Source organism: Pseudomonas sp. BP8 (genome assembly GCF_017875955.1).
In the GTDB taxonomy this organism is placed as follows: Bacteria; Pseudomonadota; Gammaproteobacteria; order Pseudomonadales; family Pseudomonadaceae; genus Aquipseudomonas.
In genome coordinates this window covers 3,227,864-3,247,523 of the sequence record NZ_JAGINK010000001.1, presented here as the reverse complement: position 1 = coordinate 3,247,523, position 19,660 = coordinate 3,227,864, and the positions used below count along the sequence as shown (strand labels likewise).

The following is a 19,660-nucleotide window of genomic DNA, read 5'->3' as shown; positions in this document are numbered from 1 at the left end:
TCCAAATAACAGGTGCCCACTTCTAGCATGACCTACCCTTCGCGGCCACCACTCGCGACTTATTCGACGGCCTCGAACGGTAAGCCGACGTAGTTCTCGGCAAGGGTCACCAGGCCTGCAGGCGAGTTGAGGAAGTACTCCCGGTCGGCTTCCTGCATCTTGCGGTCCCAATCATCCATGTGCTCGCCGAAGTCATGCAGCAGCTGGGTCATGAACCAGCTGAAGCGTTCGCCCTTCCAGACACGGCGCAGGGCCAGTGGTGAGTACTGCTCGAGCAGGTCGGTGCGCCCCTCGCGGTAGACCTTGAGCAGGATCCGGAACAGGTAATTGACGTCCGAAGCGGCCAGGTTGAGGCCTTTGGCGCCTGTTGGCGGGACGATATGGGCAGCGTCGCCGACCAGGAACAGCCGGCCATACTGCATCGGCTCGACCACCAAGCTACGCAGCGGTGCGATGCTCTTTTCCAGCGACGGCCCGGTGACCAGGCGCTGGGCGACCTCTTCAGGCAAGCGTGCCTTGAGTTCATCCCAGAAGCGCTGGTCGCTCCAGGCTTCGACACGGTCATCCAGCGGCACTTGCACGTAATAGCGACTGCGGGTTTCGGAGCGCTGGCTGCACAGGGCAAAACCTCGGGCATGGTTGGCGTAGATCAGCTCATGATTGACCGGCGGCGTGTCAGACAACACGCCGAGCCAGCCAAACGGATAGACCCGCTCATATTCTTTCAGCACGCCCTGCGGAATGCTCTGGCGCGAGACGCCGTGGAAACCGTCGCACCCGGCAATGTAGTCGCAGTCGATGCGCTGTTGCCGGCCGTCCTTTTCAAAGGTCAGGTAGGGGCGCTCGCCCTTGAGTTCGTGGGGCTGAACGTTGCTCGCCGAGTAGATGATCGGCGCGTCGCAGGCCTGTCGGGCCTGCATGAGGTCACGGGTCACCTCGGTCTGGCCGTAGACCATGACGGTCTTGCCGCCGGTCAGTGCCTTGAGGTCAAGCCGGTGCCGGCGACCACCGAACAACAGCTCTACGCCTTCATGAACCAGGCCTTCGCGGTCCATGCGTTCGGCCACCCCAGCCTCGCGCAGCAGGTCGACGGTGCCCTGCTCAAGTACCCCGGCGCGGATCCGCCCAAGTACGTAGTCAGGGGTCTGGCGTTCGACGATCACGGTGTCGATGCCAGCGTTGTGCAGCAACTGGCCGAGCAGCAGGCCAGACGGACCTGCGCCGATGATTGCAACCTGAGTGTTCATTGTTGTTATCTCGTTATGTCGATGCGGGCCGCCTCTGGCAGTGGCCGCGCATCTGCTGTTAGGGTTTGCCCTTGCATTTTTACTGGCAAAAACAGCAAATAAAATGTGATATCCCATCGATAAAATGCACTTTTACAAAATGCGTTCGATTAACGGACAGGTACTGAAGATGAAATCCACGCTGCCCGGCGTGCCGTTGTTCCAGCTCTATGGCGAAAACCAGGCATGGCCCGGTACCGACCTGCTGCACTGTGAGTCGATCGAGGCGCGCAGCCGCCTGCACCATTGGGAGATCAAGCCGCACCGACATGCCGACCTGTTCCAGTTGCTGTATGTGCAACGCGGTCAGGCGCAGGTCGAGATTGAAGGCACGCGCCGCGAGATCCGCGAGGCGGCCTTGCAGGTGGTGCCGCCGTTGACCGTGCATGGCTTTCGCTTCAGCGCTGATATCCAGGGCCACGTACTGACGTTCGGCCCGGCACTGGTGGCCGACCTTGAACAACGCCTGGGAGCGCCACTGGCGGTGCTGGCTTCAGCCGAGTGTTACCCGCTGGGCAAGGACCGTCAGCGTTTGCACGCACTGATTGATACCTTGCAGCAGGAGTACCAGGGTAACGCTCCGGCACGCGCGGCCATGCTCCAGGCGCTGGTGACGGCATTGATGGTGTGGATCAGCCGCCGCCAGCAATTGGGGCAGCCACCGCGCAACCGCGACGAGCGCGATCAGCAACTGCTGGGGCAGTACTTGCGGCTGGTGGAGGCGCATTATCGCGAGCATCTGTCAGTCGAAGACTTCGCCGCGCGCATTGGCATCAGCAGCGTGCAGCTCAATCAACTGTGCCGTGCCCTGGCCGGGCAGACGGCACTGCAGGTCATTCATCAGCGTTTGCTGCTTGAGGCCCGACGCAACCTGCTCTACACGCGCATGGGCATCAGCCAACTGTCCGATAGCCTGGGCTTTAGCGACCCGACCTACTTTGCGCGGTTTTTCAAGCGGCTTACCGGGCAGACCGCCAACAGTTATCGCAAGTCGGCGGAGAACACCTGAGCGCCCAGCACTGGGGCGCCCCAACAGACCGCTTGACGTATACGTCAAGCTGGCCGTAGGTTTACCGCTATCACTCACTCCGAGCCCGCGCATGAGCACCCAGACCTACAGCATCTCCGACTTGTCCCGCGAGCTGGACATCACCACCCGCGCCATCCGCTTCTATGAGGAGCAGGGCTTGCTCAGCCCTGAACGTCGCGGCCTCGAGCGCATCTACAGCGCGCGCGACAAGGTCACCCTCAAGCTCATCCTGCGCGGCAAACGCATCGGTTTTTCCTTGGCCGAGTGCCGCGAACTGATCGAGCTTTATGACCCCAGCGGCGGCAACTTCAAGCAGCTCAACAGCATGCTCGCGAAAATCGCCGAACGCCGCGCCCAACTCGAACAGCAGATGCTCGACATCCAGCAGATGCACCTGGAGCTGGACACCGCCCAAGAGCGCTGCGAGCACGCCCTGGCCGCTACCCTCAACCCGCACGACGCCACCCGTTGACCTGCCACAGGAACCGCGCCATGTCTTTACCTACTCACGTACGCCTGGTCGAAGTCGGCCCGCGCGATGGCCTGCAGAACGAGGCCCAGCCCATCACTGTCGCCGACAAGGTGCGCCTGGTCGACGACCTCAGCGAGGCTGGCCTGAGCTATATCGAGGTGGGCAGCTTCGTATCGCCCAAATGGGTACCGCAGATGGCCGGTTCCGCCGAAGTGTTCAGTGCCATCAAGCAACGTGCGGGCGTTACCTACGCCGCGCTGGCCCCCAACCTGCGCGGTCTCGAGGACGCCCTGGCGGCAGGCGTCAAGGAAGTTGCGGTGTTTGCCGCGGCGTCCGAGGGATTTTCCCAGCGCAACATCAATTGCTCGATCAGCGAGAGCCTCAAGCGTTTTGAGCCGATCATGGACGCCGCACAGGCGCATGGCATACGGGTGCGTGGCTATGTGTCCTGCGTGCTCGGCTGCCCCTATGAGGGCAAGGTCAACGCCGAACAGGTCGCGCCCGTCGCCAAGGCCCTGCATGACATGGGCTGCTATGAAGTGTCCCTGGGCGACACGATTGGCAGCGGCACCGCCGGTGACACCCGTCGTTTGTTCGAGGTGGTGGCGCAACAGGTACCCCGCGCGCAGTTGGCCGGGCACTTCCATGACACCTATGGCCAGGCACTGGCCAATGTCTACGCCAGCCTGCTCGAAGGCATCCACGTCTTCGACAGTTCGGTGGCAGGCCTGGGTGGTTGCCCCTACGCCAAGGGCGCGACCGGCAATATCGCCACTGAAGACGTGCTGTACCTGCTGCAAGGGCTGGGTATCGAGACCGGCATCGACCTCGACCGGCTGATCGCTGCCGGCCAGCGCATCAGCCAGGTGCTGGGTCGCGCCAACGGCTCGCGGGTAGCAAAGGCGCGTAGCGCACAATGAGTCACACTAATGTCATCAATGTGTGGGGCTGGGTGTTACCGCCCCACAGGTGCTAGCGATAAATCGGGTATCAGGGAAACATTTCGACAGATTTTCCGGTCGCGCATTTTTCCCTGAAATCTGCAATCCTTTGATTTTAAAGGGTTTTGCAAAGTTGGCACGGCATCTGCTTTATCTCTGGCATAACAAGAACAAAAACGTGATACCCAATAAAAACAACAGGTAACGGCTCTGATATAACAAGAACAACACGGCAGAGGCGTAGCAAGCAGATTTTTTTGGAGTAGACGTGCCTTCCAGGGGGAATAGCCCCCGCGGCCTGACAAAGAACAATAAAACTACCTTGAGGTAGCTACGGTCAGGATCGGATCAGCAATGATGAATGCAGGTCAGCGCTCAAAAAAATACGGTTGCTCTTGACCCCGAATGGGGGTCGCTCGCGGCACCGAGACAGGCTAACAAAAACAACAAAGGCCAAGTCTCGAATAATAAAAAAAGAGCAGTCAGCAACGATTTGAGGGGAGCTTCGGCTCCCCTCAGTGCTTCTCACTCCCCTCCTCCTGCTTTTTCTGATCATCCTCGCCCTCGACCTTGTCCACCAGCATCGGCATCGTGCTCAGCACCAGCAGCGCCATTACCGTGCTGATCAGCGCCGTGGCTTCGCGCCCCATGCCAGCTGCCGTACCGATCGCCGCAGTCATCCATAAGCCAGCTGCAGTGGTCAGCCCTTTGACGTGGCTGGGGTCTTTGCCATTGCCTTTGAGAATGGTGCCCGCACCGAGAAAACCGATACCGGCGACGATGCCTTGGATGACCCGGCTCAGCGCTTGTGCATCGGCACCGGCCATGCTCGGCGCCAGTACGAACAGGGCCGCGCCCAACGACACCAGCATGTGCGTGCGCACCCCGGCCGACTTGCCCTTGTGTTCGCGCTCAAAGCCCAGCACTGCGCCCAACAACGCCGCCATCAACAAGCGCAGGAGAATGCGGGTGACCTCCTGCTCGTTGGTCACATCGGCAAATTCGGCTTGAATGGTTTCCCAGACGGTCTCCCATACTGTTTCCATCACATCGTTCCTCGGCATCCTTCTAGGGTTGACCTCGGGCGAGGCCACGGAGTGCCGTTGCCGGGTGCATTTGCGTGTTGCCAGTGCCCCATCAATTCTGGGGGCGCTGCGCAGCCCCGGCTTACAGCCTAATGCAGCAACCCGGGTTACCGCGCGGTCATAACCCATGAAGCCACCCGGAGGCCAACCCCCATGCCTATTGAAATTGATGAAAGCAGCCGTTACTGCACCTTGATCGGCGACCACGTACGAATCCAGGGCACCGGCCCTGAAGTCGAGATCTTCACCGATGAGCAATTGCGCATGTCCGTGGCGGTGCTCGCGGGCGAACGGGTGCCTATCACCGAAGCCGAGGCTGATGCGTTGACGGTCATCGGCGCAGTGGATAGTCGCAAGCATCTGAAAGCCAGCGAGCCAGGCTCGGTCATCTAAGGGCTGGAGGGCGCTGCACGCCTATCTGATACGGTTTTTATCGCCACAGCTGAGTCTGTGCTGCAAACAGCTCCACGCCCATAGTGCGGGGGTCTGTTGGAGCCTGATGAGCATGCGACATGAGCGATAGAATGCCGTACCCGCTAATTGAAGTTGCCACGCCCGTCGCCCACCCGAGCACAGGCTACAAGGGCGGCGCTATCCACACCCGTAGTTTCAAGGGGCTTTACCGGACCCTGCGGATCAGCTTCGCCGGTGCGTTGTTCGTGCTGTTCTTCGGCACTGCCTGGCTGAACTGGAACGGTCGCCAGGCAGTGCTTTGGGACCTGTCGGAAAGCAAGTTTCATGTGTTCGCCAGCACATTCTGGCCACAAGATTTCATCCTGCTGTCAGCGCTGCTGATCATCTGCGCCTTTGGCCTGTTTGCCGTTACCGTGTTCGCCGGTCGGGTCTGGTGTGGGTACAGCTGCCCGCAGAGCACCTGGACCTGGCTGTACATGTGGTGCGAAAAGATCAGCGAAGGCGACCGCAACCAGCGCCTCAAGCTCGCCGCCAGCCCCTGGAGCCTGACCAAGCTGGCACGACGTACCGTCAAACACGCGCTGTGGCTGGCCATCGCCGTGCTGACCGGCCTGACCTTTGTCGGCTACTTCACGCCGATCCGACCACTCGCCGCAGAACTGCTCAGCTTTCAGCTCGGGGGCGTTGCACTGTTCTGGGTACTGTTCTTTACCGGCGCCACCTACCTCAATGCCGGCTTCCTGCGCGAGGCGGTGTGCATGCACATGTGCCCCTATGCACGTTTTCAGGCAGTGATGTTCGACAGCGATACGTTGGCTGTGGCCTATGATCCGCAACGTGGCGAACACCGTGGCCCACGCAAGAAAGGCAGCGACCCACGCGCACAGCAGTTGGGCGACTGCGTCGACTGCACCCTGTGCGTGCAGGTCTGCCCGACCGGCATCGATATCCGCGATGGCCTGCAGATGGCCTGCATCGGCTGCGCCGCCTGCGTCGATGCCTGTGACGGGGTGATGGACAAGATGGGCTATCCGCGCGGCCTGGTGGGTTATATGTCCGAGCACACCCTGCAAGGCGGTAGCCACCGCTGGCTGCGGCCGCGGCTGTTGGGCTACGCCACGGCGTTGCTGGTGATGGTTGGCGCGCTGGTGCTGGCCCTGCACTGGCGGCCGATGGTTTCACTCGACGTGATCAAGGACCGCGGTTTGTTCCGCGAAAACGCCTTGGGCCAGATCGAGAACATCTACCTGCTCAAGGTCATCAACAAGACTCCACAGCCGCAGCGCTACCACGTGCGCCTGGTGAACGGCGAAGGTTTTACCTTGCAGGGCAAACGCGAGTTGCTCATTCCGGCAGGCGAAATGAACGAGCTGCCGGTGTCGGTGGCGCTGCTCGCCGAGCGCCCCGTCAGTAACACTCGAGACCTGATCTTCGAAGTCCAGGACAGCGACGAACCATCAGTGCGCAGCAGCGCCCGCAGCCGTTTCGTCGCGCCGCTGAATCGCTGATCCCTTACACTGCCTCCTCACCTTGCCTGCCGAACGCCAATGAAACGCTACGAACGCTTCGCCGACGACATTGCCGAACTGATCCGCTCCGGGGTGCTTGGCCCTGGCCAGCGCGTGCCCTCGGTACGCTACGCCAGCCAGACCCACGGGGTCAGCCCGTCCACGGTGTTTCAGGCTTACTACTTGCTGGAACGGCGCGGTCTGATCCGTGCCAGGCCGCGCTCGGGGTATTTCGTCAACGCCCATGCACCGCACCAGTTCTGTGAGCCGCAGGCTCTGGAGCCGGTCAGCGAATCGACCGATGTCGATGTCAGCGGGCTGGTGTTTTCCATTCTCGATTCGATGAAGGACCCGCACACCATCCCGTTCGGCTCAGCCTTCCCCAGCCCCACGCTGTTCCCGCTACAGCGCCTGTCCCGCTCGCTGGCCAGTGCCAGCCGCGCCATGGACCCGCGCATGGTGGTCACAGACCTGTCACCGGGCAATCCACAGTTGCGTCGGCAGATCGCCCTGCGCTACATGGTCGGCGGCCTGATGTTACCGATGGAGGAGCTGCTGATTACCAACGGTGCGCTGGAAGCCCTGAACCTGTGCCTGCAGGCGGTCACCGAGCCGGGCGACCTGGTGGCGATCGAGGCCCCGGCGTTCTATGCCTGCCTGCAGGTGCTCGAGCGGCTCAAGCTCAAGGCTGTGGAGATCCCGGTGCATCCGCGCGAAGGCATGGACCTGGGGGTGCTCGCGCAGACCCTGGACAAGCACCCGGTCAAAGCGGTCTGGTGCATGACCAATTTTCAGAACCCGGTCGGGGCGAGCATGCCAGATGCCAAGAAGCAGGCGTTGGTCGAACTGTTGCGCCGCCACCAGGTGCCGCTGATCGAGGACGATGTCTATGCCGAGCTGTACTACGCCCAGCAGGCGCCCAAGCCGGCCAAGGCCTACGATACGCAAGGACTGGTGATGCACTGTGGTTCGTTCGCGAAAAGCCTCGCCCCTGGCTACCGTATCGGCTGGGTCGCCGCCGGACGCTTTGCGCAGAAGGTCGAACGCCTCAAACTGATGACCTCACTGTGTGCCTCGATGCCGGCCCAGGCGGCCATCGCCGATTACCTGCAACATGGCGGTTACGACCGGCACCTGCGCAAGCTGCGCTACGCACTGGAAGGCCAGCAGGCCAGCATGCTGGCCGCCATCGCACGCTACTTTCCGGCGCAGACGCGGGTCAGCCAGCCGTCTGGAGGGTACTTCCTGTGGCTGGAGCTGCCCGATCAGATGGACGCCCTCAAGCTGTTCAACATGGCCCTGGCGCAAGGCATCAGCATCGCCCCAGGGCCGATCTTTTCGCCAACCCAGCGCTTTGCCAACTGCATCCGCCTGAACTACGGCAGCCCCTGGGGCAACAGCTCGGAGCAAGCCATGGAAACCTTGGGGCGGATCGTCCGGTCGTTCTAGCTTACCTGGGTGCTGCAGGGTAGAGTTGCCGAGTCACGGCCTGCGCAGGATGCCCGCATGTCCACCCCGGAAACGCACGAACTGCGCCAGCAGCTTACGGCTCTGCAGCGACGCAATGAGCAACTCGAGGCGCAGTTGGCCGGCAGTCAGCTGGCCGACGCAGAGCTCTATCGGTTTGTCTTCGACAACATGGAACTCGGCTGTTGCATCATCGAACTCTTCGACGGCCCCCACGGCCCCTTGAGTGATTACCGCCACGTATTGACCAATGCTGCGTGCTTCACCCAAGCCGGCATCGATCCTTTGGGCTGTAGCGCTCGCAACCTGCTGACCACTGAGGCCGACCACTGGATCAGCCATTACCGGGAGGTTCTGCTTAGCGGTGAACGCATCGAGTTCGAACAGGAACTACGCACCACCGATCGCATACTGGCGCTCACCAGCTTTCGCATCGAACCTGCAGAGAAACGTCTGGTTGTGGCGATGTTCAAGGATATCACCGCGCAGCGGCGTGCCGAATCTGCCTTGCTGAGGCTCAACCAACAGCTCGAACAGCGCTCCACCACTGCTTTGGCTGAAGGCAGGCTGTTTGCTGAATTGATCGATCACACCATCGCCAATGTGCATGTGATCGACAGCAACTTCCGCTGGCTGGCGATCAACCGCCAAGCCCGGGTCGAGTTCGAAAACCTGTATGGCCACAGGGTGAAGGTCGGCGACTTCATGCCGGCTGCCATGAGCCACCACCCGCTCGACAGCGCGTTCATTTTGCCGCTGTGGCGGCGTGCACTCTCGGGGGAAACCTTTACCGAGGCCGGTCCGTTCGGGTTGAACCCGCCTCGCTACTTCGAGCTACGTTTTCACCCATTGCGTGACCAGAACGGTACTGTTCAGGGGGCGTATCTGTTCGCCTACGACATCAGCGAACGGGTAGCCGACCAGAAGCGTCTGCGGGAGGCCGAGCAAGCCCTGCGCCAGGCCCAGAAGATGGAAGCCGTCGGTCAGCTCAGCGGCGGCATCGCCCATGACTTCAACAACCTGCTGGGCGGCATTCTCGGCGCCCACGAGTTGATCGAGCAACGCCTTGCCCAAGGCCGTTACGAAGGCCTCTCGCGCCTGCTCGACACCGCCAACGGCTCCGCCCACCGCGCCTCTGCCCTGGTCCACCGCTTGCTGGCATTCTCCCGCAAGCAGACCTTGCAGCCGCAACCTACCCAGGTGGGCATACTGGTCGACGGCATGGAGCAGCTGATCCTGCGCAGTATCGGCCCAACCATCGAGTTGCGTAGCGAGTTTGCTGCGGGCATCTGGCCAACGTTCATTGATCCGCCGCAATTGGAAAGCGCCCTGCTCAACCTGTGCATCAACGCCCGCGATGCCTTGCCCATGGGCGGCACGATTATCATCCAGGGAGAAAACGTCGTGTTCGATACGGCCCAGGCCAGCGCACTGGACCTGCCGCCGGGCGAATACATGTGCCTGGCCGTCAGCGATAACGGCCATGGCATGTCGGCAGACGTCGCGCAGCGAGCGATCGACCCATTCTTTACCACCAAGCAGTTGGGTAAAGGCACCGGCCTTGGGCTTTCCATGGTGTACGGGTTTGTCCGCCAGTCGGGCGGCCAACTGCATATCGACAGCCAGCCAGATCAAGGTACCTGCGTGCGCCTGTACCTGCCGCGGCATCTACAGGCGATAGTACCGCGCCCATCGCCGATCGGCACCCAAGCGAGCCCTGTTGCGCACCGGGCGCAACGGCTGATCATGCTGGTCGAGGACCAACCCACCATGCAGATAGTGCTGCGCGAGGTGCTCGAAGAGCTAGGGCACCGGGTGCATGCGTTCGATAGTGGTGCTGCCGCCGTCGCCGCCCTGAGCGAGGGCGTGCGGCCCGACTTGCTGATCAGCGACATCGGCTTGCCGGGTGGCCTTAACGGCTATCAGGTGGCAAAGACTTGCCTGCAACTGAATCCGCAGGCGCTGATTCTCTACATCACCGGGTATGACCCCACCAGCCTGCAGACCGCCGGCGCGACTGGCGATGCCCAGTTCCTGGTCAAACCCTTTGAACTTGCCGTACTGGTCGAACGCGTCGACCAGTTGCTGCAGGCCTGAAGCGGTGTGTACTCAGCGTCCGCCACCGAGGTCGATAAAGCTGCCAGTGGAGTAAGAGGCCTTGTCGGACAGCAACCAGAGGATCGCCTCGGCGACCTCTTCGGGCTGACCGCCGCGGCCCATTGGCAGCCCCGGCTCTAGCTTGCTGACCCGCTTGTCCATCCATTTCCCCTTGGCAAATGATGGCACAAGGCTATCGCCTACCCACTTCCATTGACAACTAGTGGCCTGACGACGCCGGGCCGGCCTTGGCGGTAAATGGCGGCTTGGCGAACCACACCAGCAGTATCAAGCCGGCGAAAATCCAGGTCATCAGGGTGAAGTAGTCGACGGTCGACATCATGTATGCCTGGCCATTGAGGATTTGCTCCATCTGCGCATAACTCTGCGCATTGGCCCCACCGAGCTGCTCCAGCGTGTGCCGGGTGACCGGGTCGTACTGGCTGATGTGCTCGCTGAGCTGGGCATGGTGCTGGTCGGCGCGCCGGATCCAGATCCAGGTGGTCAGCGACGCGGCAAAACTGCCGCCGAGCGTGCGCAGGAAGGTCGCCAGCCCCGAACCATCGGCAATCTGATTCGGCGGCAGGTCCGAGAGCAGGATGCTCAAGGTCGGCATGAAGAACAGCGCCACGCCGATACCCATGAACAGCTGCACCAGGGCGATGTGCTGGAAGTCCACCTCACTGGTGAACCCGGCGCGCATATAGCAGCTGGTGCCGATCGCCAGAAACGCCAGGCCGGCCAGCACGCGCAGGTCGAAGCGGTGCGCGTATTTGCCGACAAAGGGCGACATCACCACGGGTAACAGACCGATCGGTGCCACTGCCAGGCCCGCCCAGGTAGCGGTATAGCCCATCTGCGTCTGCAGCCACTGCGGCAGGATCAGGTTGATGCCGAAGAAGCCCGCATAACCGCCCACCAGCACCAGGGTGCCAATGCGGAAGTTACGGTGGGCGAACAGCCGCAGGTTGACCACCGGATGACGGTCGGTCAGCTCCCAGATGATGAAGATCGCCAGGAATACCAGCGAAATCAGGCTACCGATGATGATGAAAGACGACTCGAACCAATCCAGGTCGTTGCCCTTGTCCAGCACCACCTGCAAGGCGCCGACACCGATGATCAGCGTGATCAGGCCGATATAGTCCATCGGTTGGCGGCTGGTGACCACCGGCCGGCTGCGCATCTGCTGGCGCACAACGGCTGCGGCGAACAGGCCGATCGGCACGTTGATGAAGAAGATCCACGGCCAACTGTAGCTGTCGGTGATCCAGCCGCCGAGAATCGGCCCGGCAATGGGCGCGACCACCGTGACCATGGCCAGCAAAGCCAAGGCCATCCCCCGTTTGGCCGGTGGATAAACTGCAATCAACAGGGTCTGGGTCATCGGGTACAGCGGGCCGGCGACCACGCCTTGCAACACGCGAAAGCCCACCAGCTCTGGCATCGACTGAGCAATACCACAGAGAAACGACGCCACCACGAACAGCAGCGTGGCCCAGATGAACAGCTTGACCTCACCAAAGCGCCGGCTCAACCAGCCAGTCAGCGGCAAGGCAATGGCGTTACTCACGGCGAACGAGGTGATGACCCAGGTGCCCTGCTCGTAGCTGACACCCAGGTTGCCGGAAATGGTCGGCAAGGCGACGTTGGCGATAGTGGTGTCGAGCACCTGCATGAAGGTCGCCAGCGACAGGCCGATGGTGGTCAGCAACAGGCTTGGCGGGGTGAACTGCGCGGGTGCGTTGTTGCTCATCGTACGGCCGTCTTGCCCGAGGCGCTGTTGGCGTGGATCAGTTTGGCGATCATCTGGTCGGCCTCGACCAGCTGGCGGTCATACACCTGGGTGGTGTAGCTGGCCTGCTGTGGCGGCTGCTGGGCCAGGGACGGGCCGCTCTGGTCATGCAGGTCGACTTCGACCACGGTCGACAGGCCGATGCGCAGGGGGTGGTCCTTGAGTTGCTCCGGGCTCAGGTGGATACGCACCGGCACGCGCTGAACGATCTTGATCCAGTTGCCGGTAGCGTTCTGCGCAGGCAGCAAGGCGAAGGCACTGCCGGTACCGGCGCCGAGGCTGTCGACAGTGCCGGTGTACTTGACGTCGCTGCCATACAGATCAGCGTTGATCTCGACCGGCTGGCCGATACGCATATTGCGCAGTTGGGTTTCCTTGAAGTTGGCGTCGATCCACACCTGATCAAGCGGGATCACCGCCATGGTCGCGGTACCCGGCTGCAGGCGCTGGCCGAGTTGCACCGTGCGCTTGGCGACATAGCCGGTTACCGGCGCCACCAAGGTGGTACGGGCGTGGTCGAGATAGGCCTGGCGCAGGTCGGCGGCGGCAGCCATGACCTCTGGGTGCGACGACACCACGGTGTCGTCGATCAGCGCCGTGCTGGTGTTGAGCTGCTGACGGGCGTTATCCAGAGCGCTCTGCGCCGAGCTCAGGTCATCACGGGCATGCGAGATTTCTTCAGCGGCAATTGCACCGCTGTCGGCGAGCACCTTGCGCCGGTTGTAGTTGTCACGCGCCTTTTTCAGTTCGGCAGTGCGGCTCTGCAACTGCGCTTTGAGTGCGTCGACGTTGCTGTACAGCCCGCGCACTTCACGCACGGTGCGCGCCAGCTTGGCTTCGGCAGCCTGCAAGGCGACCTCGCTGTCGGCAGGATCGAACTGCAGCAGGACCTGGCCGGCATGCACCAGGTCGCCATCGTCGGCGCCAATACTGGTGACGGTGCCGGTCACCAGCGGCGTGATTTCGACCACGTTGCCATTGACGTAGGCGTCGTCGGTGCTTTCGTGCCAGCGCCCGACCAGGCTGTACCAGGCCCAGGTGCAAGCGCCGCCAAGAATGACCAGCACCAGCAGGGCGAGCAGCCAGGTCTTGCGCTTGGCCGAGGCCTCGGGCACTGGCGTGGAGGGGGATGTGTCCGCAGGAGTAGCCATGACAGTACCTTGGATAAGTCGTAACAGGGATCAACGATCGCCGAAGCGGCGGATCGTCAGGGGGTCGCCAGCGCTCAGGAGCACCTTGGCCAGCAAACCTTCGAGGGTCTTCAGCTCCTCGGCTTGCAGCACGCCGACCAGTTCATTCATTGCCGCCGCGCCGATCACGGGCAATTGGTCTGCCAGGCGCTGGCCATCGGCAGTCAGTGCCAGACGCACTTGGCGCCGGTCGTCCGGGCAGCGGTTGCGCAGGATCAGCCCCTTGGTTTCGAGGCGATCGAGCATGCGCGTCATCGAACCACTGTCCAGGCCCAGGTAGCGGCACAGTTCGGCCGGGGTATCGACCTGGTATTGGGTGACGATGATCAGCACCTTGAATTGCGCGGCGGTAACGCCTTCGTTCTCCAGGTGCCAGTCGAGGATGCGGTCCTTGAGGATCGCAGCGCGGCCCAGCAGCATGCCGATGGCGCAGGTCTGGAAGTTTTCCGAGTTGAAATGAGACATCGGCAGCGGCTCAGGCAATTGTGTGTAAATATTACTGCCTAGGCAGTGAATGTCAAAGCCTTGATTAGCACGCTACGTAAAGAACTGCCTTGAGGGGAGAATGGCCTTTCGCTTGACCGATTGTTTTGGCAGGAACCAGTCCTGCAGGCGCGGGCTTGCCCCGCGAAACCGGCGAAGCCGGTGCCATACACCAAGGTGTCTGGACCGGCATCTTCGCGCAGCGATGGCTGGCTAAGCGTCAGGCGATCGCCGCATCCACCAGCACTTGAGCCTCTGCAACCAGACGCTGCAAATGCGCCTCGTCGATAAAGCTCTCGGCATAGATCTTGTAAATGTCTTCAGTGCCGGATGGCCGTGCAGCGAACCAGCCATTGGCCGTCATCACTTTCAGCCCGCCAATCGCCTGGCCGTTACCCGGCGCATGACTCAACACCTGCACGATCGGCTCGCCCGCCAACTCGGTGGAGGTGACCTGCTCCGGGGCCAGCTTGCTCAGCAAGGCCTTCTGGCGCACATCGGCCTTGGCCTCGACCCGCGTGGCGTATGGCTTGCCCAAGGCATCGGTGAGGTCAGCGTAGGCCTGGCTTGGATTGCGCCCGGTACGCGCGGTCATCTCGGCCGCCAGCAATGCCGGAATCAGGCCGTCCTTGTCGGTCGCCCAGACCGATCCGTCACGACGCAGGAACGAAGCACCCGCACTCTCCTCGCCACCAAAGCCCAGCGAACCGTCGAACAACCCTTGGGCGAAGTACTTGAAGCCGACCGGCACTTCGAACAAGGTGCGCCCCAGGCGCGCCGTGACCCGGTCGATCAGCCCGCTGCTGACCACGGTCTTGCCCACCGCGGCGTCGCTGCGCCATTGCGGACGGTTGCGGAACAGGTAATCGATGGTTACCGCCAGATAATTATTAGGCTGCAACAAGCCATCGGCGGTGACGATGCCGTGGCGGTCATGGTCCGGGTCGCAGGCAAAGGCCACGTCGAAACGCTCACGCAGGCCGATCAGGCCTTGCATCGCGTAGGGCGAGGATGGGTCCATGCGGATCTGGCCGTCCCAATCGACGGTCATGAAGCGGAACGTCGGATCAACCTCGGTGTTGACCACTTCCAGGTTCAACCGGTAGTGATCGGCGATCGCCTGCCAGTAGCGCACCCCTGCCCCGCCCAGTGGATCGACGCCCAGGCGCAGATTGGCGCTACGGATGACGTCGAAGTCGATGACGTTTTCCAGGTCGGCCACATAGCTGCCAATGTAGTCATGCCGATGGGTGGTCGGCGCCTGCAGTGCCTGGGCATGCTCCATGCGCTTGACGCCCGCCAGGCCGGCAGCCAGCAGTTCGTTGGCCTTGGCCTCGACCCACTTGGTCACGTCGCTGTCGGCCGGGCCACCATTGGGCGGGTTGTACTTGAAGCCGCCACTTTGCGGAGGATTGTGCGATGGCGTAATGACAATGCCGTCGGCCAGGCCGCTCTGGCGACCGCGGTTGTAACAGAGAATAGCGTGCGACACCGCCGGGGTCGGGGTGTACTCGTCGTCCTTGGACAACATCACCTGCACCCCGTTGGCAGCCAGCACTTGCAGCGCACTGGCCGCCGCCGGCGCAGACAGCGCGTGGGTGTCGGCGCCAATGAACACGGGGCCGTCGATGCCCTGCGCTGCACGGTAAAGGCAGATGGCCTGGGTAATGGCCAGGACGTGGTCTTCGTTAAAACTCAGCTCCAGGGAGGTCCCCCGGTGCCCCGACGTCCCAAAGGCCACCCGCTGGGCTGCCACCGACGCATCGGGACGGCCAGTGTAGTAAGCGGTCAGCAGGCGGGGGATATCGACTAACACGCTGGCTGGAGCCGGCTTGCCTGCCAAAGGACTGAGCGTCATGCAAAAACCTCGAGGTCAACGAATGTAGGGGGTTGGAACACTCAGTGTACTGGGAGTTGCAATGCCGTGCGATAAGACGTCCCGGGATTATTCGCAGGCCGTCTGCCACCAGCCAGGAAACATCTGCTGCACCCGCGGCTCGGCGAAGCGCTCATCGATCAGCAGCAGCACGCCGCGGTCCTGGTCACCGCGAATCACCCGCCCGGCAGCCTGGATCACCTTGCGCACGCCGGGGTACAGGTAGGCGTAGTCAAAGCCTGCGCCAAACTGCCGGCCGAGGCGCTGCTTGAACTGCTCATTGATCGGGTTGACCTGAGGCAGCCCAAGGGTGGCGACGAACGCACCGATCAGGCGCGTGCCAGGCAAGTCGACACCTTCGCCAAACGCGCCACCCAGCACGGCAAAACCAATGCCCTGGCCATCCGCCACGAAACGCGCCAGAAACGCCTCGCGGGCCGCCTCATCCATCCCGGCGGCCTGCTCCCAGCGTGGTAGCTCTGGGTAGCGTTCAGCCAGCAACCCGGCAACCTGTTGCAGGTATTCAAAGCTGCTGAAAAACGCCAGGTAATTGCCCGGCCGACTGCGGTATTGCTCGGCGATCAGTTCGACAATTGGCGCAAGCGAGGCATGGCGCTGCTGATACCGCGTCGATACCCGGGTGATGATGCGCACATCGAGCTGCTCGGCACGAAACGGCGCCGCCACGTCCAGCCAGGCGGTGTCGGCGGGCATTCCCAGCAGGTCGGTATAAAAGTGCCGTGGGCTCAAGGTGGCGGAGAACAAGGTGACACTGCGCGCGGCAGTCATCCGCGGGCCAAGCAGGCGCGCCGGAACCACGTTGCGCAGGCACAGGGTGGCCAGACGCCGCTTGCCCGAGCCATTGCGCACGCTGACATCGAACAGGAAGTGCTCGTCGAACAGCTCCGCTACCCGGCTGAACTGCAACGCCTGGTAAAAGAACTGCAAGATCTGTGGATCAAGGCCGACCGGCGCCTGATTGAGCCGCTCCTGGATCAACCCGATGCACTGCTGCAACGCACTGACAAAGGCATCCGGCAGGCGCTCACTGGCCTGGTACGGGGCGCGCTGCTCCTTGTACAGCGCGTTCCACTGGCGGTTGAGCCGGTCGAGTGCGCTACCCAAGCCCTCCGGCTTGCTTTGGCGCAATGCCAGCAGCTGGCCCTGGTCGAGGCTGGCGCTGTACATCCCGCGCCCCCGTTCAACCAGGTTGTGCGCCTCGTCCACCAGTACCGACACCCGCCATTGGTTGGCCTGGGCCAGGCCAAACAGCAGTGCGTGAGCATCGAAGTAGTAGTTGTAGTCGGCGACCACAACGTCGACCCAGCGGGCCATTTCCTGGCCCAGGTAGTACGGACAGACCTGATGAACCAGAGCCACCTCACGTAGCGCCTCGCGGTTGAGCACGGCTACCCGTGAAGCGGCTTCACGCGCTGCGGGCAGACGGTCGTAGAAGCCTCTGGCGAGGACACAGGATTCACCGTGGCAGGCGCTGCCCGGGTATTCACAGGCCTTGTCCCGCGCGATCAGTTCCAGGGTGCGCAAGGCCGGCTGCGCGCTGGCCTCGGTAATCTGTTCGAGGGCATCCAGGGCCAGCGCCCGGCCGGGCGTTTTCGCGGTGAGGAAGTACAGCTTGTCGAGCCGTTGCGGCACCATCGCCTTGAGCAACGGAAACAGCGTGCCCAGGGTCTTGCCAATGCCGGTGCTGGCTTGAGCCATCAGGCACCGGCCGGTACTGACGGCCTTGTACAGGGTCTCTGCCAGTTGGCGCTGGCCCTGACGGAACTGCGCATAGGGGAAGCCCAGCGCCAGCAGGCCGCGGTCGCGCTCGGCAAGCCGCTGCTCCTGGCTCTGTGCCCACGCCAGAAAGCACTGGCACTGTGCCTCGAAAAAGCCTTGCAGGTCGGCGGCGCTGTACTGTTCGCTGATCAACGTCTGCCGGTCGCTGTCGACGTCCAGGTAGACCAGCGCCACCTCGATGGTCGACAGCTGCCGCGCCTGGCACAACAGCCAGGCATACACCTTGGCCTGGGCCCAATGCAGTTGGCGGTGATTGGCCGGTTGCCGGGCAAGATCGCCGCGATGGGTCTTGATCTCTTCGAGGCGATTGCGCACAGGGTCATAGCCATCGGCGCGGCCGCGCACCTGCAGGCTTTGGTACTCGCCCTGCAACGCCACCTCGGACTCATAACCAGGATCGCGGCGAGCCACCACCCGGCGATGGCCGGCGATACCCTCCTGGGCCGTGGGCGAAGGCGTGAAGCGCAGGTCGAGGTCGCCGATCTTGGCGCTGAACTCGCACAACGCACGCACCGCCACCGAATAACTCATGCCGGCTGCTCGCGCCAACGCACATGGCAGACAGTGACCGGCAAACCGTGCTCGCGGCAGAACGCCAGCCAGCGCAACTGGTTATCCTGCAGACGATCACCCGGGCCCTTGACCTCGACCATGCGGTAGCTGCCCTGCTCCGGCCAAAACTGAATCAGGTCGGGCATGCCCGCACGGTTGTTGCGAATGTCTTGCAACAGGCGCAGGAAGCACTGTTTGAGGTGCATCGCCGGCAAGCAGGCCAAGGCCGCCTCCAGCAACTGCGGGGTCAGCATCGACCAGAATACGAAGGGCGACTGCAGGCCCTGCTTGGCTTCGAAGCAGGCGCGGATGGCCGGGCCATGTGTGCCTTGGTCGAGTCGGGCCAGGCAGGCATCGAACAGCGCCGCGCGGCGTTGACGAAAATCAGCGTCGTGGAGGTCCTGCGGTGCACCCTGGAAGGGGTGGAAGAACGCGCCTGGGATCGGCGCGAAAATCGGCTCCCAGCAGAGCAGACCGAACAGGCTGTTGAACAAGGTATTTTCGACGTAATGCACCTGCCCGCCGTCCTCGGCCAGGTGCAGGCGGACTGCTTCTTCAACCCCCAGTACGGCCATCTGCGCCGGCAGCTCCAGCTCAATCACGGTCACTTCGCTGGTGCGTCGACGCGGCGTCGGCGGCCCGCCCAACTTGCGCGCCAGGCGCGGCAACATGCGCTCCAGCGCCTGCACCTCGAGGGCATTGGCCGGTGCACTGGCGATCTGCTCGGCAAGCTGTTGAGCTCGTAGCCACTGCTCGCTGCGCTCCAGTACCCGCACCTGACGGATACGCGCTTCGGCATGGCTGCTCTGGTCATACACCGTCAGCGCCAGTTCCCAGTCAGCCAGGCGTTCGCAGCGCTGACCGATGCTGAACAACAGCCGGGAGCGACGCCTGGCCAGCCACGGGTTGTCGCTGTGCAGGCCCTCCAGAGCCGCCACCAGCACGCCCGGCGCCTCGCCCTGCTCCAGGCGCTCGGCACACTGATGCAAGGCCATTGCCAAATCGACCTCGGCACGCCGGCGCAGAGCACGCGAGTCATCGCTGAACGGGACTTTTTCAAAGCGCAGCACGCCCAGGTCGGCCAAGACGAACTCCGACCAGTCCTGGTAGAGGTTGCCAAAGAACAGCAGGCGCAGGCGATCGCACAGCGGCTGCAGACGCCAGTGCACAATCTGCAACGGGCGCTGGGCAAACCATTCAGCTAATGGCCTGGGAGGCAACTGCAGGGGCTGCAACTGCGCCAGCAGGTCGGCCTTGGCCGCACGCGGTCGGCTCAGCTGTGCGGCAAAGCAGTCGGCCAGTTCTTCCTTGCGCAAAAGACCAAACAGCTGCTCGAGCGAAAGTGGCGCACGATCACAGATCCAGCCAAGCGTCAGCAGCGGCTGCAAGGCGTCGAGCGGATCACCGATCTCGGCATAGTTGAGCTTGTCGCTGCGAAACAGCTCGCCCTTGCGCATGACCATGCGTACCAGCATGGCCTGGGCAGCCTGCGGCAAGCGCTGGAACTCAGCGAGAAAAGTCTGCTCAGAGGCATCGAGCAGGTCGGAATAACGGTGAGCGACCCAGGTCAGTACGTGACGAAAATTGTGCAGGTAGTAGAACGGGTCATCGACGGAGTGAGCGATCACGGTACGAGGTCAGGCGCAGGAGACAGGCACTGGTTA

Annotated in this window: 15 protein-coding genes and 1 pseudogene; 7 read left to right on the top strand and 9 right to left on the bottom strand. The window is 62.6% G+C overall.

Going from position 1 to position 19,660, the window contains the following annotated elements:
- Positions 1 to 59 precede the first annotated feature (59 nt).
- Positions 60 to 1,247, bottom strand: coding sequence for a 4-hydroxybenzoate 3-monooxygenase (gene pobA / locus J3B00_RS14200; protein WP_209868100.1), 1,188 nt, complete (start codon positions 1,245 to 1,247; stop codon positions 60 to 62).
- Between the two features lie 169 nt (positions 1,248 to 1,416).
- On the opposite strand from pobA, the gene J3B00_RS14195 reads away from it, so the two are divergent.
- The 3 genes from J3B00_RS14195 to J3B00_RS14185 all read left to right on the top strand — a co-directional run bounded on the left by J3B00_RS14195 (position 1,417) and on the right by J3B00_RS14185 (position 3,708).
- Positions 1,417 to 2,295: a helix-turn-helix domain-containing protein gene (locus J3B00_RS14195; RefSeq protein WP_209868099.1), complete on the top strand. Its 879-nt coding sequence runs from the start codon at positions 1,417 to 1,419 to the stop codon at positions 2,293 to 2,295.
- Positions 2,296 to 2,386: 91 nt separating this feature from the next.
- Positions 2,387 to 2,788: a MerR family DNA-binding transcriptional regulator gene (locus J3B00_RS14190; RefSeq protein WP_209868098.1), complete on the top strand. Its 402-nt coding sequence runs from the start codon at positions 2,387 to 2,389 to the stop codon at positions 2,786 to 2,788.
- A gap of 20 nt (positions 2,789 to 2,808) precedes the next feature.
- On the top strand, positions 2,809 to 3,708 hold the full coding sequence (locus tag J3B00_RS14185) for a hydroxymethylglutaryl-CoA lyase (protein WP_209868097.1): 900 nt from the start codon (positions 2,809 to 2,811) through the stop codon (positions 3,706 to 3,708).
- A gap of 536 nt (positions 3,709 to 4,244) precedes the next feature.
- On the opposite strand, the gene J3B00_RS14180 is transcribed toward J3B00_RS14185, so the two are convergent.
- Positions 4,245 to 4,775, bottom strand: a complete 531-nt coding sequence (locus tag J3B00_RS14180; RefSeq protein WP_209868096.1) for an MgtC/SapB family protein — start codon at positions 4,773 to 4,775, stop codon at positions 4,245 to 4,247.
- Positions 4,776 to 4,967: 192 nt separating this feature from the next.
- Here J3B00_RS14180 and J3B00_RS14175 point away from each other — a divergent pair, with 192 nt between their 5' ends.
- The 4 genes from J3B00_RS14175 to J3B00_RS14160 all read left to right on the top strand — a co-directional run bounded on the left by J3B00_RS14175 (position 4,968) and on the right by J3B00_RS14160 (position 10,300).
- Complete coding sequence (locus J3B00_RS14175; protein ID WP_209868095.1) at positions 4,968 to 5,207, top strand: DUF3203 family protein; 240 nt, start codon at positions 4,968 to 4,970, stop codon at positions 5,205 to 5,207.
- Between the two features lie 119 nt (positions 5,208 to 5,326).
- A complete protein-coding gene (gene ccoG, locus J3B00_RS14170) occupies positions 5,327 to 6,736 on the top strand; it encodes a cytochrome c oxidase accessory protein CcoG (RefSeq protein WP_209868094.1) in 1,410 nt (469 codons plus the stop codon).
- A 39-nt stretch (positions 6,737 to 6,775) separates the two neighbouring features.
- A complete protein-coding gene (gene mapR / locus J3B00_RS14165) occupies positions 6,776 to 8,185 on the top strand; it encodes a GntR family transcriptional regulator MpaR (RefSeq protein WP_209868093.1) in 1,410 nt (469 codons plus the stop codon).
- 57 nt (positions 8,186 to 8,242) lie between these two features.
- Positions 8,243 to 10,300 carry a PAS domain-containing sensor histidine kinase gene (locus tag J3B00_RS14160; protein ID WP_209868092.1) on the top strand — a complete coding sequence of 686 codons (2,058 nt, stop codon included), beginning with the start codon at positions 8,243 to 8,245 and terminating at the stop codon, positions 10,298 to 10,300.
- A 12-nt stretch (positions 10,301 to 10,312) separates the two neighbouring features.
- On the opposite strand, the pseudogene J3B00_RS14155 reads toward J3B00_RS14160, so the two are convergent.
- The 7 genes and pseudogenes from J3B00_RS14155 to J3B00_RS14125 form a co-directional block, all read right to left on the bottom strand.
- Positions 10,313 to 10,453: pseudogene (locus J3B00_RS14155) on the bottom strand (SDR family oxidoreductase); the annotation flags it as partial.
- Positions 10,454 to 10,520: 67 nt separating this feature from the next.
- Complete coding sequence (locus J3B00_RS14150; RefSeq protein WP_209868091.1) at positions 10,521 to 12,056, bottom strand: DHA2 family efflux MFS transporter permease subunit; 1,536 nt, start codon at positions 12,054 to 12,056, stop codon at positions 10,521 to 10,523.
- Positions 12,053 to 13,246: an HlyD family efflux transporter periplasmic adaptor subunit gene (locus J3B00_RS14145; RefSeq protein WP_209868090.1), complete on the bottom strand. Its 1,194-nt coding sequence runs from the start codon at positions 13,244 to 13,246 to the stop codon at positions 12,053 to 12,055. Before J3B00_RS14145 ends, J3B00_RS14150 begins: the two co-directional genes overlap by 4 nt.
- 30 nt (positions 13,247 to 13,276) lie before the next feature.
- Positions 13,277 to 13,750: a MarR family transcriptional regulator gene (locus J3B00_RS14140; RefSeq protein WP_209868089.1), complete on the bottom strand. Its 474-nt coding sequence runs from the start codon at positions 13,748 to 13,750 to the stop codon at positions 13,277 to 13,279.
- Positions 13,751 to 13,988: 238 nt separating this feature from the next.
- Positions 13,989 to 15,626 carry a phosphoglucomutase (alpha-D-glucose-1,6-bisphosphate-dependent) gene (gene pgm, locus J3B00_RS14135; protein WP_209868088.1) on the bottom strand — a complete coding sequence of 546 codons (1,638 nt, stop codon included), beginning with the start codon at positions 15,624 to 15,626 and terminating at the stop codon, positions 13,989 to 13,991.
- 87 nt (positions 15,627 to 15,713) lie between these two features.
- Positions 15,714 to 17,975: an ATP-dependent DNA helicase gene (locus tag J3B00_RS14130; RefSeq protein WP_209868087.1), complete on the bottom strand. Its 2,262-nt coding sequence runs from the start codon at positions 17,973 to 17,975 to the stop codon at positions 15,714 to 15,716.
- Positions 17,972 to 19,624 carry a VRR-NUC domain-containing protein gene (locus tag J3B00_RS14125; RefSeq protein WP_209868086.1) on the bottom strand — a complete coding sequence of 551 codons (1,653 nt, stop codon included), beginning with the start codon at positions 19,622 to 19,624 and terminating at the stop codon, positions 17,972 to 17,974. Before J3B00_RS14125 ends, J3B00_RS14130 begins: the two co-directional genes overlap by 4 nt.
- Positions 19,625 to 19,660 lie beyond the last annotated feature (36 nt).

Excerpts from the sequence above, each read along its gene's own strand:
- J3B00_RS14150 (WP_209868091.1), bottom strand. The coding sequence starts at position 12,056 with ATGAGCAACAACGCACCCGCGCAGTTCACCCCGCCAAGCCTGTTGCTG.
- J3B00_RS14130 (WP_209868087.1), bottom strand. The coding sequence starts at position 17,975 with ATGAGTTATTCGGTGGCGGTGCGTGCGTTGTGCGAGTTCAGCGCCAAG.
- J3B00_RS14175 (WP_209868095.1), top strand. The coding sequence starts at position 4,968 with ATGCCTATTGAAATTGATGAAAGCAGCCGTTACTGCACCTTGATCGGC.
- J3B00_RS14190 (WP_209868098.1), top strand. The coding sequence starts at position 2,387 with ATGAGCACCCAGACCTACAGCATCTCCGACTTGTCCCGCGAGCTGGAC.
- J3B00_RS14195 (WP_209868099.1), top strand. The coding sequence starts at position 1,417 with ATGAAATCCACGCTGCCCGGCGTGCCGTTGTTCCAGCTCTATGGCGAA.
- mapR (WP_209868093.1), top strand. The coding sequence starts at position 6,776 with ATGAAACGCTACGAACGCTTCGCCGACGACATTGCCGAACTGATCCGC.
- pobA (WP_209868100.1), bottom strand. The coding sequence starts at position 1,247 with ATGAACACTCAGGTTGCAATCATCGGCGCAGGTCCGTCTGGCCTGCTG.
- J3B00_RS14185 (WP_209868097.1), top strand. The coding sequence starts at position 2,809 with ATGTCTTTACCTACTCACGTACGCCTGGTCGAAGTCGGCCCGCGCGAT.
- J3B00_RS14180 (WP_209868096.1), bottom strand. The coding sequence starts at position 4,775 with ATGGAAACAGTATGGGAGACCGTCTGGGAAACCATTCAAGCCGAATTT.
- J3B00_RS14160 (WP_209868092.1), top strand. The coding sequence starts at position 8,243 with ATGTCCACCCCGGAAACGCACGAACTGCGCCAGCAGCTTACGGCTCTG.
- pgm (WP_209868088.1), bottom strand. The coding sequence starts at position 15,626 with ATGACGCTCAGTCCTTTGGCAGGCAAGCCGGCTCCAGCCAGCGTGTTA.
- J3B00_RS14140 (WP_209868089.1), bottom strand. The coding sequence starts at position 13,750 with ATGTCTCATTTCAACTCGGAAAACTTCCAGACCTGCGCCATCGGCATG.
- J3B00_RS14145 (WP_209868090.1), bottom strand. The coding sequence starts at position 13,246 with ATGGCTACTCCTGCGGACACATCCCCCTCCACGCCAGTGCCCGAGGCC.
- ccoG (WP_209868094.1), top strand. The coding sequence starts at position 5,327 with ATGAGCGATAGAATGCCGTACCCGCTAATTGAAGTTGCCACGCCCGTC.